The sequence below is a fragment of the Virgibacillus flavescens genome (assembly GCF_050574275.1).
Classification (GTDB): Bacteria; Bacillota; Bacilli; order Bacillales; family Amphibacillaceae; genus Virgibacillus_F; species Virgibacillus_F flavescens.
In genome coordinates, this window is record NZ_CP192260.1 from 1,828,506 (window position 1) to 1,844,289 (window position 15,784).

At 40.4% G+C, this 15,784-nt stretch carries 17 protein-coding genes; 14 read left to right on the top strand and 3 right to left on the bottom strand.

The annotated features are described in order from the left end of the window. Nucleotides 1–257 precede the first annotated feature (257 nt). Nucleotides 258–1,244, bottom strand: a complete 987-nt coding sequence (locus VBD025_RS08685) for a nuclease-related domain-containing protein (RefSeq protein WP_430784526.1) — start codon at nucleotides 1,242–1,244, stop codon at nucleotides 258–260. A gap of 482 nt (nucleotides 1,245–1,726) precedes the next feature. Then, nucleotides 1,727–2,710, bottom strand: a complete 984-nt coding sequence (locus VBD025_RS08690; protein WP_430784528.1) for an NAD(P)/FAD-dependent oxidoreductase — start codon at nucleotides 2,708–2,710, stop codon at nucleotides 1,727–1,729. A 393-nt stretch (nucleotides 2,711–3,103) separates the two neighbouring features. Here VBD025_RS08690 and VBD025_RS08695 point away from each other — a divergent pair, with 393 nt between their 5' ends. After that, the gene (locus VBD025_RS08695; RefSeq protein ID WP_430784530.1) at nucleotides 3,104–4,324 is read left to right on the top strand and encodes an NAD(P)/FAD-dependent oxidoreductase; all 1,221 of its coding nucleotides are present in this window, start codon (nucleotides 3,104–3,106) and stop codon (nucleotides 4,322–4,324) included. Between the two features lie 98 nt (nucleotides 4,325–4,422). Then, the gene (locus tag VBD025_RS08700) at nucleotides 4,423–4,734 is read left to right on the top strand and encodes a YuiB family protein (protein WP_430784532.1); all 312 of its coding nucleotides are present in this window, start codon (nucleotides 4,423–4,425) and stop codon (nucleotides 4,732–4,734) included. Nucleotides 4,735–4,789: 55 nt separating this feature from the next. On the opposite strand, the gene VBD025_RS08705 is transcribed toward VBD025_RS08700, so the two are convergent. Continuing rightward, the gene (locus VBD025_RS08705) at nucleotides 4,790–5,971 is read right to left on the bottom strand and encodes a site-2 protease family protein (RefSeq protein ID WP_430784534.1); all 1,182 of its coding nucleotides are present in this window, start codon (nucleotides 5,969–5,971) and stop codon (nucleotides 4,790–4,792) included. 218 nt (nucleotides 5,972–6,189) lie between these two features. On the opposite strand from VBD025_RS08705, the gene VBD025_RS08710 reads away from it, so the two are divergent. The 12 genes from VBD025_RS08710 to VBD025_RS08765 all read left to right on the top strand — a co-directional run bounded on the left by VBD025_RS08710 (nucleotide 6,190) and on the right by VBD025_RS08765 (nucleotide 15,774). After that, on the top strand, nucleotides 6,190–6,555 hold the full coding sequence (locus VBD025_RS08710) for a Na-translocating system protein MpsC family protein (protein ID WP_430784536.1): 366 nt from the start codon (nucleotides 6,190–6,192) through the stop codon (nucleotides 6,553–6,555). A gap of 317 nt (nucleotides 6,556–6,872) precedes the next feature. Then, nucleotides 6,873–8,354 carry an allantoinase AllB gene (allB, locus tag VBD025_RS08715; protein WP_430784538.1) on the top strand — a complete coding sequence of 494 codons (1,482 nt, stop codon included), beginning with the start codon at nucleotides 6,873–6,875 and terminating at the stop codon, nucleotides 8,352–8,354. 17 nt (nucleotides 8,355–8,371) lie between these two features. Next, complete coding sequence (locus VBD025_RS08720) at nucleotides 8,372–8,965, top strand: cysteine hydrolase family protein (protein WP_430784540.1); 594 nt, start codon at nucleotides 8,372–8,374, stop codon at nucleotides 8,963–8,965. Between the two features lie 18 nt (nucleotides 8,966–8,983). Further along, nucleotides 8,984–9,541: a UbiX family flavin prenyltransferase gene (locus VBD025_RS08725; protein ID WP_430784542.1), complete on the top strand. Its 558-nt coding sequence runs from the start codon at nucleotides 8,984–8,986 to the stop codon at nucleotides 9,539–9,541. A gap of 11 nt (nucleotides 9,542–9,552) precedes the next feature. Next, complete coding sequence (locus tag VBD025_RS08730) at nucleotides 9,553–10,878, top strand: UbiD family decarboxylase (protein ID WP_430784544.1); 1,326 nt, start codon at nucleotides 9,553–9,555, stop codon at nucleotides 10,876–10,878. Between the two features lie 27 nt (nucleotides 10,879–10,905). Then, a complete protein-coding gene (locus VBD025_RS08735; RefSeq protein WP_430784546.1) occupies nucleotides 10,906–11,169 on the top strand; it encodes a BMC domain-containing protein in 264 nt (87 codons plus the stop codon). Between the two features lie 15 nt (nucleotides 11,170–11,184). After that, on the top strand, nucleotides 11,185–12,132 hold the full coding sequence (locus VBD025_RS08740; RefSeq protein ID WP_430784548.1) for a hypothetical protein: 948 nt from the start codon (nucleotides 11,185–11,187) through the stop codon (nucleotides 12,130–12,132). Nucleotides 12,133–12,151: 19 nt separating this feature from the next. Next, nucleotides 12,152–12,598, top strand: a complete 447-nt coding sequence (locus VBD025_RS08745) for a BMC domain-containing protein (RefSeq protein WP_430784550.1) — start codon at nucleotides 12,152–12,154, stop codon at nucleotides 12,596–12,598. A 28-nt stretch (nucleotides 12,599–12,626) separates the two neighbouring features. Continuing rightward, a complete protein-coding gene (locus VBD025_RS08750) occupies nucleotides 12,627–12,905 on the top strand; it encodes a BMC domain-containing protein (RefSeq protein ID WP_422501854.1) in 279 nt (92 codons plus the stop codon). Nucleotides 12,906–12,907: 2 nt separating this feature from the next. Further along, the gene (locus VBD025_RS08755) at nucleotides 12,908–13,657 is read left to right on the top strand and encodes a hypothetical protein (RefSeq protein ID WP_430784553.1); all 750 of its coding nucleotides are present in this window, start codon (nucleotides 12,908–12,910) and stop codon (nucleotides 13,655–13,657) included. After that, on the top strand, nucleotides 13,647–13,952 hold the full coding sequence (locus VBD025_RS08760) for a EutN/CcmL family microcompartment protein (RefSeq protein WP_430784555.1): 306 nt from the start codon (nucleotides 13,647–13,649) through the stop codon (nucleotides 13,950–13,952). Before VBD025_RS08755 ends, VBD025_RS08760 begins: the two co-directional genes overlap by 11 nt. A gap of 10 nt (nucleotides 13,953–13,962) precedes the next feature. Then, complete coding sequence (locus VBD025_RS08765; RefSeq protein WP_430784557.1) at nucleotides 13,963–15,774, top strand: adenine deaminase; 1,812 nt, start codon at nucleotides 13,963–13,965, stop codon at nucleotides 15,772–15,774. The last annotated feature ends 10 nt before the right edge of the window (nucleotides 15,775–15,784 follow it).

Consider the following 15,784-nt stretch of genomic DNA (forward strand, 5'->3'; position numbering starts at 1 on the left):
GATCGGGATTGCGGGGAATACAGTCCGATTCGTGAGAAATACAATCGGAATAGCAGGAAAATCGGTCCGGTAGAGGAAATACAGGCTGATTAGAGTGGAATACAAGCGGGATTGCGAGAAATACAATCCAGTCAGAGTGAAATACAGGCGGGATAGCGAGAAAAAGCGGCTGGTAGAGGAAAAACAGTCTGGTTGGGATGAAATACAAGCGGGATAGCAATAATTAAACGCCGAATACAGGTTAATGTAGTTCAAAACTATAAAAGGTCGCGAATCTGTTGCAGTGAGAGCTGATATTTTCTGTTTTTATATGATCCTGTATATTGGAAATTCATTTTAAGAAGTTGTTTCGTTGCAACGGACGGAGATGTAAGATTGGTGAATTGTCTAAACTGCTTATTCGAAATTGTAGAGGAGATTAATAATCTAAAGTCCATCAGAGTTTGAAAAAAGCTAACCGGGAAAGATCCCTCACACAACTGGCATCTCCACTTTCCGTTTTTACGGTTAATCGATAATTTATTACATGCGGGACAACCCATACCACTTAGGAGTTCAGAGGGTGCAACTTTGAATTTTTTTAAAATGTCAGGCTCGTATTCTCGGTGTTCTGTAAGAAATAAGTTTGTTAATCGATCAATTTTGGGCTTATTGAGTAGCTTAGATGAGTATTTTTTACGGGCAGTGTTAATTTCTGGAGGGAAACTCGCAGATGTGAAAATTTTATCAAACACATCCTGGTTACTGGGTGAGGTTTTGAGAATTGAAGAAGAATTTGTAAAGATAATGTACGGGATTATTGGGATATTCGTAAAGCGATGATGCCGAAGCCATTCGTTTAATTGTATAACATGGCGATTGCTTTGCAGAATTGGGCAAGGATACGATTCTTCTTTTTCTTCGAGGGAGCGGATCATCTGTTGGGAAGAGGTATCAAAGAATATCGTACCTGCAATATTTTTGACCTCTAGGAGAAAAATGCAATTTGTGGCTAATAGCAGCGTGTCTATTTGGAAGTGAAAATCATTTTTCCAAGGTAATCGAAGACCGTGGAAAATGATATAGTCGTCATTCTCTAAAAAGTTTAAATGGTAATCAATAGACTGCTCACCACGGTAGCCCGAGTTATACTTTCTAAGATCCTCTTCTACTCTAATTCGTTGTGGATGATTTAGTGGGATTCTTCTGAGTAAAGCTTCCAACTTTGGGATAATAAGTGGTACTTCTCGTTCTTTTGCTATCAATAAAGTCACCTCTTTCAATTAGTTTTTATACAATTCCACAGCACTATCTAGATTTCCTGCTTATTCATGAAAAAATAATTTAATAGAGTTGTGAATAAGAGATCTTCTGGCTGAAATGGGTTCTTCTTAATTGATCTGTGGGCGGGGGACAGTCCGATTCGCGCGAAATATGAGCCACATCGGGCGGAATTCAGTCCACCGTGAGCAAAATACCGTCCGAGCCACGGGATACAAGCCGATTCAGATGAAAAACGAGCCAGCCACCGAGAAATACAAGCCACATCGGGCGGAATACAGTCCAACCCGAGCAAAATACCGTCCGAGCCACTGGATACAAGCCGATTCAGATGAAAAACGAGCCAGCCAACGAGAAATGCAAGCCACATCGGACGAAATACAGTCCACACAGCCTGCTCACAACCTAGCTACAAAAAAAGCCAGAACGACTCTCACCTTGAGAGTCGTTCTGGCGTAAATTAGTGTTAAAACATGCTGGTAGAGTGCTTTGGCTGCAGTCTTGCTTTTGGATCGATGTATGACTTGGCATTATTGATGGCTGTTGGGCCTTCGCCGAATCCGGTAGCAATTAGCTTAACTTTACCTACATATGTGCAAATATCTCCTGCTGCGTATATGCCAGGGATATTAGTTTCCATTTTGGAATTGACCACGATGCTGTTTTTATCGATTTCTAATCCCCAGTCTTTTATAGGACCTAATGAGGACACGAATCCGTAATTACATAATAAGGAATCGACATCGAGTACAATTTCCTTTTCACCTTTTACTTCTTCAAGAACCAATTGTTCAATGCGATCTGTACCGACTATTTCTTTTGGAGCGAAAGGAGTTACTACATTGACCGTTGAGTCCATTAATTTCTCAACACTGTGCTCATGTGCTCTGAATTTATCGCGACGATGAACTAATGTTACACTATTTGCAATAGGCTCAAGCATTAATGCCCAGTCAACAGCTGAATCTCCGCCGCCCAAGAGAACGACATCCTGATCTTTATAGTGATTCATTTCTTTTACATGGTAGTGGAGATTAATGCCCTCAAATTTTTCGGAATCACCAACATTTAATCTGCGTGGTTGAAAAGCGCCATTACCTGCTGTGATAATAATTGTTTTTGAATAATGTATTTCTTTATCAGACGTTATTTTAAAAGTGTTGTCTTCTAATCTTTCTACTTGTTCAATTGCTTGCTCTAATACGATCGTAGGGTCAAACAAATTTGCTTGTTCTTCTAAATTGTCTACAAGTTCCTGCGCGCGGACTTTAGGAAAACCTGCGATATCGTATATATATTTTTCCGGATATAATGCAGTGAGCTGCCCGCCAGTATGTGGTAAGCTTTCTATAATTTTTACACTTGCTTGTCTCATTCCACCATAAAATGCGGTGAATAATCCAACTGGTCCTGCCCCAATTATAGTCACGTCGTAAAGTTTATCTGACATGGTAAATTCCCCCGTTTTTTTAACTGATTCATTTTTTTCATCATGCCTATAATATCACAAAGCACTAACTTTTGCGTGCATTGACTCACATCTTATCTCTAAAACGTTAATATTACGAAAACATTAAATTTTATAACATAAAAATAAGGGTTGAAACTATGTGTGAAAAAGGCTACCATTAATTTTAGCTGTTATATTACATTTGTGTGACAAAATTATATATAATAAGGCTCTTTTTTTATGTCTGGCTGCAGTGTAAATCCACCAGAACTTAAGCTAGTTCGGTGTGACGAGTCGCTTAAGCTTTTTCTAAAATACTAGTACGTGAAAAGTGTCACATATCAATAAAACGATGAATATGAATTGAAATTATATAGATGGAAGTGATTAGAGATGAAGAAGCCTAGTATTGTCATTTTAGGTGCAGGGTATGGCGGGATGATGACTACCGTGAATTTACAGAAGTCGCTCGGGATTAATGAGGCCGAGATTACGCTGGTTAATAAGCATAACTATCATTATCAGACAACATGGTTACACGAGAATGCTGCAGGAACGTTGCATCAGGATCGTACTCGTATCGGCATTAAAGAGGTTGTTAATATGAGTAAAGTTAACTTTGTCAAAGATACTGTGGTTAGTATAAAACCTGAAGAAAAGAAGGTTAAACTGAAAACAGGTGAACTAACGTACGATTACTTAGTAATTGCTCTAGGTTTTGAAGCTGCAACATTTGGAATTCCAGGACTTGATGAGCATGCATTTAAGATTACTAGTATTAATAGTGCTCGCCTTATACGTGAACATATTGAATACAACTTCGCGATGTATAATAATGAAAAAGAATCAAATGATGCTCGGTTGAATATCGTTGTTGGTGGTGGTGGATTCACAGGTATTGAATTCGTTGGTGAACTAGCAAATCGTATTCCTGAGTTGTGCAAAGAATATGATATTGACAAAAATAAAGTTCGTCTGATTAATGTTGAGGGTGCTCCTACGGTACTGCCAGGATTTGACCCGGATTTGGTAGAGTATGCTATGAACTCTCTTGAAGCTCGTGGTGTTGAATTCAAAACAGGTGCATTGTTAAAAGAATGTAAGCCTGATAGCATTGTTTTCGAGAAAGACGGAAAACTGGAAGAAATTCCTACGATGACAACTGTATGGGCTGCTGGTGTTCGTGCCAACTCAATCGTTGAAGCATCCGGGTTTGAAACGAATCGGGGAAAGATCGAAGTGCGTTCTGACATGCGTGCTCCAGATTACGATAATGTATTTGTTGTCGGTGACTGTGCGTTAATTATGAATGAAGAAACTGGTCGTCCGTTTCCTCCGACAGCTCAGATTGCAATTCAAATGGCTGGTGCGGTTGCACATAATGTCAAAGCAATTGCAACAGGCAGTGGAGAAGTGGAGAGTTTCGAACCAAAAATTCTTGGAACAGTAGCTTCCCTTGGTCATGATGATGCAATCGGTGTGATTCTGGATAACCGAAAAATATTCGGCTGGAAAGCAACTGTTATGAAAAAAGTAATTGATAATCGTTACCTGCTTAAGTTAGGTGGACCTGGATTATTATTTAAAAAAGGTAAGTTTAATATATTTTATTAAAGAAAATGGAGCAAAGGCTATATTGTTGCCTTTGCTTTTCCTATACTTTCCTATAAAATGTAATATGTGAGAAAGATAGTGCAGGGGAGGATACATCTTTGATTCAATTAATAATGTCGATACTTTTATATTTAATAATATTTTTCGGACTGGCATTTATACTTAATATGCTAATACGCCGAACATGGTTAATGGCATGCATATATCCATTTATTGTGTTAATAATTGTCGATGATATATCAACAGGATCTTATTTCACAGATTTTACAGGGGCAATTTCTACAGCATTCGCCAGGCTTATGGAAATTACTCCAGTGGATATTATGATTTTGAGCTCCGGATTTATAGGAACAATTATTTCAGGAATAGTTATCAAGATGTTAAGAAAAAGCGGATATCAAATGTTTTAGCAAAAAGAGCGTTAACCCGGATAGTTGCTGGGTTAACGCTCTTTTTTTGTACAGTCTACATGTTACCTAATGGATTTGCATCTAAAATATTTATAGCGTAAACAAGAATTGCCGCAAGTATTACAGCTAAAGTTAAATAAAGAGTTAAGGAAATAACTTTAGTGCGTACGGAGGTTTGATAGTACGTTTTAATTCGGTTTATTTCTTTTCGCGAAGCTGCCAGCGTGTTATCAATCTTATGTTGTATGTTAATTATTATTGTCTGCAACGATCGGCTTTCGTTATTCATTTCGTCTAAAATACTTCTTAACAGTTGATCCTCCGCTTTCTTCTTTTTAATCTCCGTACGTTTTTTTGCCTGGAAAATCGGAAAATGAAATCCAGAATTATTTTGAAGGTACCGAGAGACAGCAGTTTTACGTTCTCTTACTCTGTCTGCTAAAGAATTAAATTGGTTTTCATTTCGATCAATTGCTTCCTGATCATCCTCTACTAGTTCATTTGAAACATTCTGCAGGAAAAACTGAAAGTCTTTGTTTATTTCCGATAAAACATTCTCTTCATGCTTCTTGACTTCTAAATCGGTATTCTTTTCAAATTGTTTCCACCAGGTAACTAAACCAAAAATAAAGATCAGTATAAGAATCGGATCTGGAGAAATAAAGATTATCGGTAGTAGAATTACCAATCCTACCAGCCATATGTTTGGCGACAAGACGCTAACAATACGGCCACCGTCAAGTGGGGATACTGGAAAAAGATTAAATAAATTAATAAGCGCTCCCAGCTGAATCACAAGTACCCAATAAGGGTCACTGGTCGCAAGATAAAGAATGAAAGCTGGTACGATAGATATTAGCCCTGCTAATGGACCACCGTAGGCAACAAAGAATTCAGTTTTGGCATGATCAATTTTTTTGGGATCAATACCTATTGCAGCACCTAAAAATGGGATGAAAATTGCTGGACTGGTTGGGATATTTTTAATTTTGGCTGCGACAAGATGCCCCATTTCATGTATGAAGATCAGATAAACGATTGCAAATGCGAATTTCCAGCCATAAAACACTGCATAAGCCCAAAGTGATATAAACATTGTTGCTAATGTAGCAAATTTTCCTACCTTTAAAAGTACTAACAGCCATTTTGCTTTGGTGAATAGGAAGACCCCTATTACTGCAAGCCATCCCCAAATGCTATTTTTTTTATTTTGGTTTTGGTTAGCGGTTGTTGCCATTTAAAACGCTCCAATCGGTTATTTCGTGTAAGTAGTATTTTAACACAATCTGGTTAAATTCTCGCCAAATCAGAAATAATAATACGTACATTTCTCGACATGTTCTTTGCAAAAAAGACGGAAACGCCTCATATTTTGTCAATTTAAAATATTCTAAAAATACATTGACAAGTAGGCAGCCAGTTGATTAAAATATAGCTAATAGGGGGTTCAGGAATGTGAATACTGCCTCAACTGAAACCAGAACACTAAAAAAAAGCGTTGCACAAGCTTATAACAAGGTCAACCAGGAATTTTATGCTACAGGAGTGATAAGCCAACGAATTAATGTATTTTGTGATAGGCTGATTATTTTTGCACAGCATAAACGAATTCCGGCTTTTAAGGTCTTGAGTGAAAACTTTAAGGAATTAACTGCCTATGCCGACGCTGCGTTAATTGCTGAATTCAAATCCAGACTAAAAAAAGAAATTGAAGAAGCGACTGGTCATAAGGTGACTTCGGTATTAAAAGATTATGATCCAGAGACAGAGCATGCCTGTTGCGTGATCATATTTGCTGAAAAAAATATAGAACTTCTATAGCTTTCCGGAACCTGAGCGAATATTCGTCTTTGTTCTGGCTTATTTGTGAAGCGGTTACATAAGATCTTTGTTTTACGGAGGTTTAGTTAAGCCGCAGATTTAAGATATTTCCTGTGTGTAAAATTCAGGAGTTTCTTAATCTGCGGTTTTTGATATAGGAATTTGAATTTTAGGAGGTGAGTCCATATTTCATAGCACTATGGCAGCTAGATAGATAGGAAAAACAACCCTTGGCTTACTTAGATGACATAAAACAAGATAATCATAGAGTTATATACATCACCGTTAATTATTATATATAAAGGAGCGTATTAATTATGGATTTAATCGTAAAGAATGCAGTTATCCCACAAGGGGATCGTAAAGTGAAAACAAATATTATGGTGGATAAAGGGCAAATTATCGGGTTTTCGAATTCGATTGATGGTTTATCTGCTGATGAAGTAATTGATATCAAAGGAAATCTGGTGGTACCAGGTTGTATCGATCCGCATACTCACTTTATGGATCCTGGATTTACACATAGGGAAACGTTTGCGACAGGAAGCAGGTCAGCAGCTGCTGGCGGAATTACAACTCACATTGATATGCCATGCTGCAGCAAACCTTCTGTCCGGGATGGAGAGAGTCTTCATAAGAAATTAGCGCCGCTTAAAGGCCAGGCATATGTCGACTTCTGCTTCTGGGGTGGAATGACTGGCGAAGATGTTCGTGAAGGATTACTGAATAATATTTATCCGCAAATTGACGAAGGGGTCGTTGCCTTCAAAGTCTATATGACACCGTCTGTTCCAACATTTCCAAAGGTTACGGATGGGGAAATGCTTGAAATCTTCAGCCATATTGCGAAAACAGGCTTACCAATCGGTGTTCATGCAGAGAACTATGATATTTGTACGTTTTATACCGAAAAGCTGAAGAAAGAAGGACGGATGGACGGTCCGGCATGGGCTGAAGCTAGAATGGCACTTGCAGAGAAAACAGCAATTCAATTGATTATCAGTTTTGCAGAAGCGACGGATGCACGAGTGCATGTTGTTCACATGAGTACGAAAGAAGGAGTCGAACTCGTTAGAGCTGCAAAAAGACGCGGTGTGAAAGTGACTGCAGAAACCTGCCCGCATTATCTCATGCTTAATGCGCAGGATTCGATGACGGATCGGGGGACTTATGCAAAGATTGCACCACCGCTTAGAGGAAAAGAAGATAATGCTGTATTCTGGCAAGCGCTTGGTGATGGGACGGTTGATTTTATTGGGACCGATCATGCGCCTTATGAAATTGAAACGGAGAAGGATGCACCTGATTCTGATATCTGGAACAGTTTTCCTGGCATCCCTGGCGTTGAAACAATGGTTCCTGTTCTTGTTAGTGAAGGATTGAATAAAGGGCGTTTGTCACTTACCCGATTTGTTGAGGTAACAAGCAGAAATGCGGCCATCCATTATGGGATTTATCCTAAAAAGGGATCGCTTGAGCTTGGAAGTGATGCTGACTTCACTGTTATTGATCTTGAACGTGAATATGTGATTGATGAAGAAAAGACCGAGTCAATGGCAAAGTATAATCCGCTTCACGGTCTGAAAATGAAAGGGAAGCCAATTCAGACTATTGTTCGCGGAAAAGTGATTTATGACGAAGATAACGGTGGAATTCTTGGTGAAGCAGGCTATGGTCAATTTGTTCAGCGTCAAAGCATTCAGCGATTAGATCGTGGAATTAAATTTGAAACGTATGAAGAAGGTGCGAAAGAAGCGGAAGCTTATAAAACAATTGAAAAGGCGTTAAGCGGAAATTAAGAAAGGATGAATGTGGCATGACAGAGTTAAAGGGGAAAAAGCACGCACTTGTAGTCATCGATATGCTTAATGACTTTATTGGTGAAAAGGCGACGCTTCGCTGTGTTAGTGGTGAAAACATTGTGCCGGAAATAAAAGGCGCTATCGATTTTTGTCATAAACAAGGAATCCAGGTAATTCATGTTCAGGAAGCACACAGGGAAAACGATGCAGACTTTAAAGTGCGGCCGGTACATGCTATCAAAGGTACATGGGGTTCGCAGTTTATTCCGGAACTTGAGCCGGATGAGGAAAAAGGAGATTATGTTGTACAAAAACGGCGGCATAGTGCTTTTAGTTATACGGATTTCGATTTATTCCTGCGTGAAGAGAAAATTGATACGGTTGTTCTCACAGGTGTCTGGACAAATGTATGTGTAAGGAGTACCGCGTCGGACGCGCTCTATCATGGCTATAACGTCATCGCTTTGTCAGATGCAACTGCATCACAGGATGATGACATGCATCGATCAGGTCTGCGGGACATGGACCTATTCGGTGAAATCATGACAACAGATGCCTATAAAAAAGCTGCTAAGAAAAAATTCTCCCACAATCAGCAGACTGTTTAACCATATAGGGGTCAAAGGATGAGAATTATTGTTGGGATAACGGGAGCAAGCGGGTCGCTGTATGGATATACATTGATCCGCGCTCTTCACCAACTGGGGATAGAAACACATTTAATTGCTACCGAAATGGGAGTAAAGGTTATGCAATTTGAATGTGGTCTGAAACTAAAAGATTTAAAAGAGTATGCAATAATTCATGACAATCAAAACCTGTTTGCTTCGGTTGCAAGTGGTTCATTTAAAACCGATGGGATGGTAATTGTACCTTGTTCAATGAATACATTGGGTGCGATTGCTAATGGCGTAGGAGATACGCTTTTGAGTCGGGCCGCAAGTGTTGTTATGAAGGAGAGACGCAATTTTGTCATTGTTCCTAGGGAAGCGCCATTTCATGTAATTCATTTAAAGAATATGACTACATTAGCTGAAGCAGGGGTTTCTATTTTACCTGCAAGTCCTGCCTTTTATAATCGACCGACAGAAATATGGGAACTTGTGAACTTTATAGTTGCACGAATACTCGATGAGCTCGGAATTGAAAATGAATTAACCGAAAGATGGGGTGAGAAAAATTGAACCCCCTTACGATGCGGGAATTGCTTTCTGATTGGGAAAGACGCGGAATTCTTTATCGGGTTAAAAAACAAGTGAATGCTGCGTATGAACTGGGTGCAGTTGTAAGATCTAGGAAAGGTGAACAGCCATTTTTATTCGATAATGTGAAAGGCTATAGCGTGCCGATGGCTGCTGGATTAGGTGGAAGCCGTAAGCTAATGGCTGACAGTATCGGTATTGATGAAACAGATCTAATTCCGAAAATAATTGATGCAATTGTCAATCCGATCCCAACCAAAACGCTGCCTACAGGGCCAGTTCACGAAAATGTGGTAACAGGACCCTTTGATCTGGATGATTTTTTTCCAATTCCAACCTTTCATGCAGAGGATTGTGGACCTTACTTTGTATCAGGGGTTCTAGTCGTAAAGGACCTGGAAGGGAAAAAAAGATATACATCGATCCGTAGAATGAAATTCATCGGGGAGAACAGAACAAATATTGTTATAACGTCTCCTGAGCTTAGCCGTCAATATGCGTATTTTGAAGAAAAAGGCGAACCAATGGAAGTAGCGATTATGCTAGGTGTTGTGCCTGCAATCGTACTTGCATCGCAGGTCAGTACACACTTACACCATGCAGATAAATTTAATATAGCAGGGGCACTGCTTGGACAATCTCTCGATGTTGTTCGCTGCAAGACTGTCGATATCGAAGTATTGGCAGAAGCAGAATTTGTAATGGAGGGAAAAATTCTGCCGCATGAAAGGGATCAGGAAGGTTCTTTTGGTGAGCTGGGGGGCTATTACGGTGGTAATATGCTGCAACCAATCGTGGAAATGTCAGCAATTACCTATAGGGACAACCCAATCTCGCAAACTATTTTTCCTGCAAGCTCTGAAGAAAAGCTGCCGATGTGCCTTGTCCGTGAAGTAACCCTGTTCAGTACTGTCCGGCAGGTTGTTGAAAGCGTGAAGGCGGTCCATATAACAATGGCTGCTGCAGCACGATTGCACGCAGTTATTCAAATTGAGAAAAGATCTGAAGGAGATGCCAAACAAGCAGCAATGGCAGCATTTGCAAGCGACAAGGATTTAAAGCACGTCGTTGTTGTGGATGATGATGTGGACATTTTTAATGCTGAAGATGTTGAATGGGCAATTGCAACAAGATGCCAGGCAGATCAGGATGTATTTATTATACCTGGCGCAAAAGGGTCTCCGCTCGAATCATCCCACAACTTAAGAGGTGTCACTGCCAAGATGGGAATCGACGCTACCTACCCATTATCTGCAAAAGAGCAATTCAAAAGAACATCTGTCCCCTTTCAAACGATCAACTTGAATGATTATCTGTAAGCTATATCAAGATGGGAGTTAAACAAGATGAGCGCAATAGGATTAGTCGAAACAAGGGGTCTGACCCCAGCAATAGAGGCGCTGGATTCAATGGCTAAAGCAGCTAATATCCGACTGGTCGATATGAAGCGGGTTGGATCAGGCTTAATAACAGTAATTATTGAAGGCGACGTATCCGATGTCAGTTATGCAATTGAAGTAGGCAGACTTGCCCCTGAACGTACGGGAGGAGAACTCATTTCATATTGTGTCATTCCGCGTCCACACGAAGAACTTAAAAAAATCCTTTAAAGGGAGGTGGAAGGATTGCCGGATCTGATGAAACAGGTAGTACAGGAAATTTTACAGAGTAGTAAACCGGAAAAGTCGAGGCAGGATATTCGTGAATATCATCCCGCACAGGACTTGCCAGACGCACCGCTCAAAAACATTAAACGACCAAATCACCAGCGTATTAAGAAAAACCAAAGACTTTCCTATGATGATATTCCTTCAAAATCTACTAAACCGATTGAACGTAACAGCAGTGTTTCGATACTCCCAAAACAGTTTAATGAAGCGTCACTATCAAACTTACAATCCAGATCACTTGTACAGGGGAACGTTCCAAAAAGAAACAATACAGTCTCAAGCGGAAGGTCCCTTCAGAAACCAATGTCTAGAATTATTGGTACGACGAAGAACGATGGCTGTGTCTGGTTTTACCCACAACTGCCTGAAAATCTGATGGGTAGCTTTCAGCGTGCACTCAACAGTGTTGCTGTGGGTGTTGTAAAGATGCCCGAATGCCTGCCAAGTCATATTTTGTTAATCAACGAGATAATCCGCAATAATCAGGATGTTAAATTTCACATAAGCTGGAATAAGGACGGTACCGCTCCTTTCACATGTGAATTATATGACGAGAATATAGATCGGCTCGAAAAAATCATGAACGATATTTATCAGAAGCTGAATCGTCGGTCGCTGAAAAAATGTGAAGCTTATACAGCGATTTCACCAAGTTCATGGCTGACGAAACAATTGCAAATCACCCCGTCAGCCGAGGCGATAGCTTTTCTTGAAGGTGTATCTTATTACTCCGGCATCGTTTTGATGGATTCGCTTTTGAAAAACTTTGAAGACGGTGATTTCACATACGAAATTTCTGATAAATATATATTGCTCGAGGGCAATTATCATGTAATCTCCAAGTTGGTTACCGAATTAAAAAAAGAAGCAGCGCGTTTAGTAAGTGCTGACGTGTTGAGTTAATTCGGAGAGAGGATGGTGAGTGGATTTGATAGCACTTGGGCTCATAGAAACCGTAGGGTATACGACAGCAGTTTTTGCTGCCGATGCAGCCGTGAAAGCAGCGAACGTTGAAATTGTTGGCATGGAAAAAGTTATTGGAGTGAAGGGATTTGTTGGCGTTACGATTCATCTGACAGGAGATGTTGCTGCTGTTAGTGCAGCGGTAGACGCTGGCAGAGAACAAGCTGAATCGATCGGTGAAGTTATTTCAACAGAAGTAATTCCTCGCCTGCATTCGGATGTTCACACGAAGCTTGTAAGCAAATTTTTATTAAAACCAGAGTCACAACCTAATAAAAAGGTACCAGTAAAAAAAACGAAGAAGGAAAAGGGTAAGGCTGCAGACACCAAGGAGGATAACACTTCTGATATGAAACAGCCCGCTGCGAAGAAAACTAAAAAAAACGAAAATGAAAAGGAATTATAAGCGCAGATAATACGAGGAGGTTGTAATTATGGGAGAAGCTTTAGGATTAATCGAGACAAAGGGACTTGTTGGTGCAATAGAAGCAGCAGATGCCATGGTAAAAGCTGCAAATGTAGAGATTTGCGGATATGAAAAGGTTGGCTTTGGACTTGTAACCGTCATGGTTCGAGGGGATGTTGGTGCAGTAAAGGCAGCTACCGACGCTGGTGCAGATGCTGCAAGTCGGGTCGGAGAACTAGTTAGTGTCCATGTTATTCCACGTCCACACAGTGAAATTGAGCGTGCACTTCTTTCTAAAGGAGAATAAGCGTGCAGGATAACCGGCAAAGTTCGGTGGTTGACACTACTTTGCGGGAACTAATGAACAGCAACAGAGAGGGGACAGAAAAAGCACACAGAAAAACGGTGCTTGTTCTTCTTTTCTATCATATGAATGGGATGGACTTGGGTTTAAGTGTTTTAAAGAAACTGCAGGAAACTACTGATGCGCGAATTATAATTTGCCCAGATGAACAGATTCTAGCATATGCAAGTGTAACAAGTCTTGCAGAATCAGTTGGTCTTGACGACTTTATTTCGCTTGAAGAACTGGAATTGAAAAAAGAAAAAATCGATTATGTTTATATTCCTATTCTGCCTTTTTCTGTCGTATCAGATTTAATTAATTTTAACGATACGCGTCAATCTATCCGTTTATTAATATGGGCATTAATGAGCGGAAAAAAAGTCAGTGCTTTCTCGGCCGGAGCTGATCCTTACCACGCTATCTGGCAGGAGTCCGAAATGAATCAAGGCACAGCATTTTTAAAACAGGAAATGAAAAAGAAACTGCAGCTGCTCAGAGGGTTTGGAATCGATTTAATTGAACGTGCTGATGACGTATCAACTCATTACATATCAGCTTTTAATAAAGAAAAAACGAAGGTTATAACTGCAGATAAAATGAAAAAATACGCCGCAACTGGGCGGAATTCATTTACATGTGTGAAAGGAACCATCATTACACCTCTTGCTCGTGATGTTGCCAGAAAATATCACATCAAAATCGATGAGAAATGAGGCGGTAGTTTATATGGAAATGGGCATTGTAGTTGGAAGAGTTACCGCAACCAGAAAAGACGAGAGATTAGTCGGGACAAAATTACTTATCACACAAACAATTGGAATAGACGGTGCCCCACTTGATTCCATACCAATTATTACAGTTGATACTGTCGGAGCGGGGATTGGCGAAAAAGTTTTTTTTGTTAAAGGAAGTATGGCCTCGCGTGCTGTAAAAAACAAGGATGCCCCGGTAGATGCCGCAATTGTAGGCATCATCGACAGTTACGAATGTGAGAATGTGAAAGGGTGACAATGAGGTTATGCAGGCTGAAAACGTAAAGCAAGCAATTCAGTGGAGAAAACTGATTGATGTACTGCTCGATGCTAACCATTATGCCGACCTTGTACTAAAAGATGGCTATATTATTAACACAGTAACACGGGAAATCTATTTGGCCGATGTTGCAATTAAAGGTGAATATATTCTAATGGTTGGGGACGCAAGTGGGTTAATAGGCAGCAGGACGAAGGTTGAAAATGTAAAAGGGAAATTTGTTTCTCCAGGCTTCATCGACTCGCATATGCACTTTGAAAGTGCCATGCTGACATGTACAGAATTTTCCAGGTTATCTATTCCAACTGGCACCACAACCATAGTCGGCGATCCGCATGAGATAGGAAATGTGCTCGGTGTTCATGGTATGCAGGAAATGATTAAAGAGGCAAAGCTGCTTCCGAACCAGGTTTATTTTACTGTTCCTTGTGCTGTTCCTGATGCTCCTGGACTTGAAACAGCTGGTTTTGAAGTTAATTCCACCCATATGGCTGAACTATTGAACGATACATATGTCCAAGGTATTGGTGAAATTCAGAGCTTCAGTAATATCCAACCGGTCTATGATAATGCACCGGAATTAATTGATGATCTGGTTGCAGCGGTTACGTACGCAAAAAGTATAGGTAAAACAGTTGAAGGTAATGCTCCAGGTCTATTTGGTAAAGAATTAGCCGCTCACATTATCAGCGGTGGAACTCAAATTTCCTGTCACGAAACAACTACAAAAGAAGGTATGGTCGAGAAATTAAGGTATGGTGTTAGTGTATTTATGCGGGAAGGTTCCTCCCAGCGGAATATGGCAGAATGTATCCGTGCTATTACAGAAGACGGCCTGGATTCACGTCGAGCGATGCTTGTATCGGATGACATGGTACCGGAAGATTTGTTGAAAGATGGTCATATGAACGATTTGATTAGACGAACAATTGCTGAAGGCGTCGATCCTGTAGAGGCAATTCAGATGGCGACGATCAACCCTGCGACACATTTTGGGTTTAACGATGTTGGTATTTTGGCACCAGGAAAACGAGCGAACATTGCTGTTATTGATGATTTGAATAATATGATGATAGACCAAGTTTATCTCAGCGGAAAGCTGGCTGCTCAAAAAGGAGAACTGACTATTAATCTAGCATCTTACACGTATCCGGACAGTGTTAAGAAGTCAGTGAAGCGAGCGCCTGTAAAAGCGGAGGACCTTTATATAAAAGCAAAAGGGAGTCGCGCAAGAGTACGGGCCGTAGTTGCGATACCGGACCAAAATCTTACCGGTGCAAAAGAATTCAGCCTGAATGTGTCGGACGATATTGTCAAGCCCTGTTTAAAGCAGGACGTTCTGCCACTTATTGTGATTGAAAGACATGGCAGAACGGGAAACATTGGAAAGGCATTTTTACATGGCTTTACGCTTCAAAGTGGAGCCATTGCGGAAAGTGTGGCACATGATACACACAACATAATCGTGACTGGCACTAATTATGAGGACATGGTAACAGCGGTTAATCGCGTCATCGCAATGGATGGCGGTATTGCCATGATTAAAGACGGAAAAGTGGTTGGCGATCTGCCACTTCGAGTAGGTGGATTAATTACAGATGAACTTAGCGGCAGAGAAGTAAGTGAGCGAATTGCTAATCTGACCAAGCTTGCAAAAGATGAACTGGGATGTGGAATTCACGTTCCATTTATGCATCTTTCCTTCTGGTCACTTGTGACAAGTCCAGAATGGAAAATTACAGACATGGGGTTAATCGACGTGGATAAATTCGAAATTCTTTCCCCTGTGATTGAATAAGGAGGCAGCG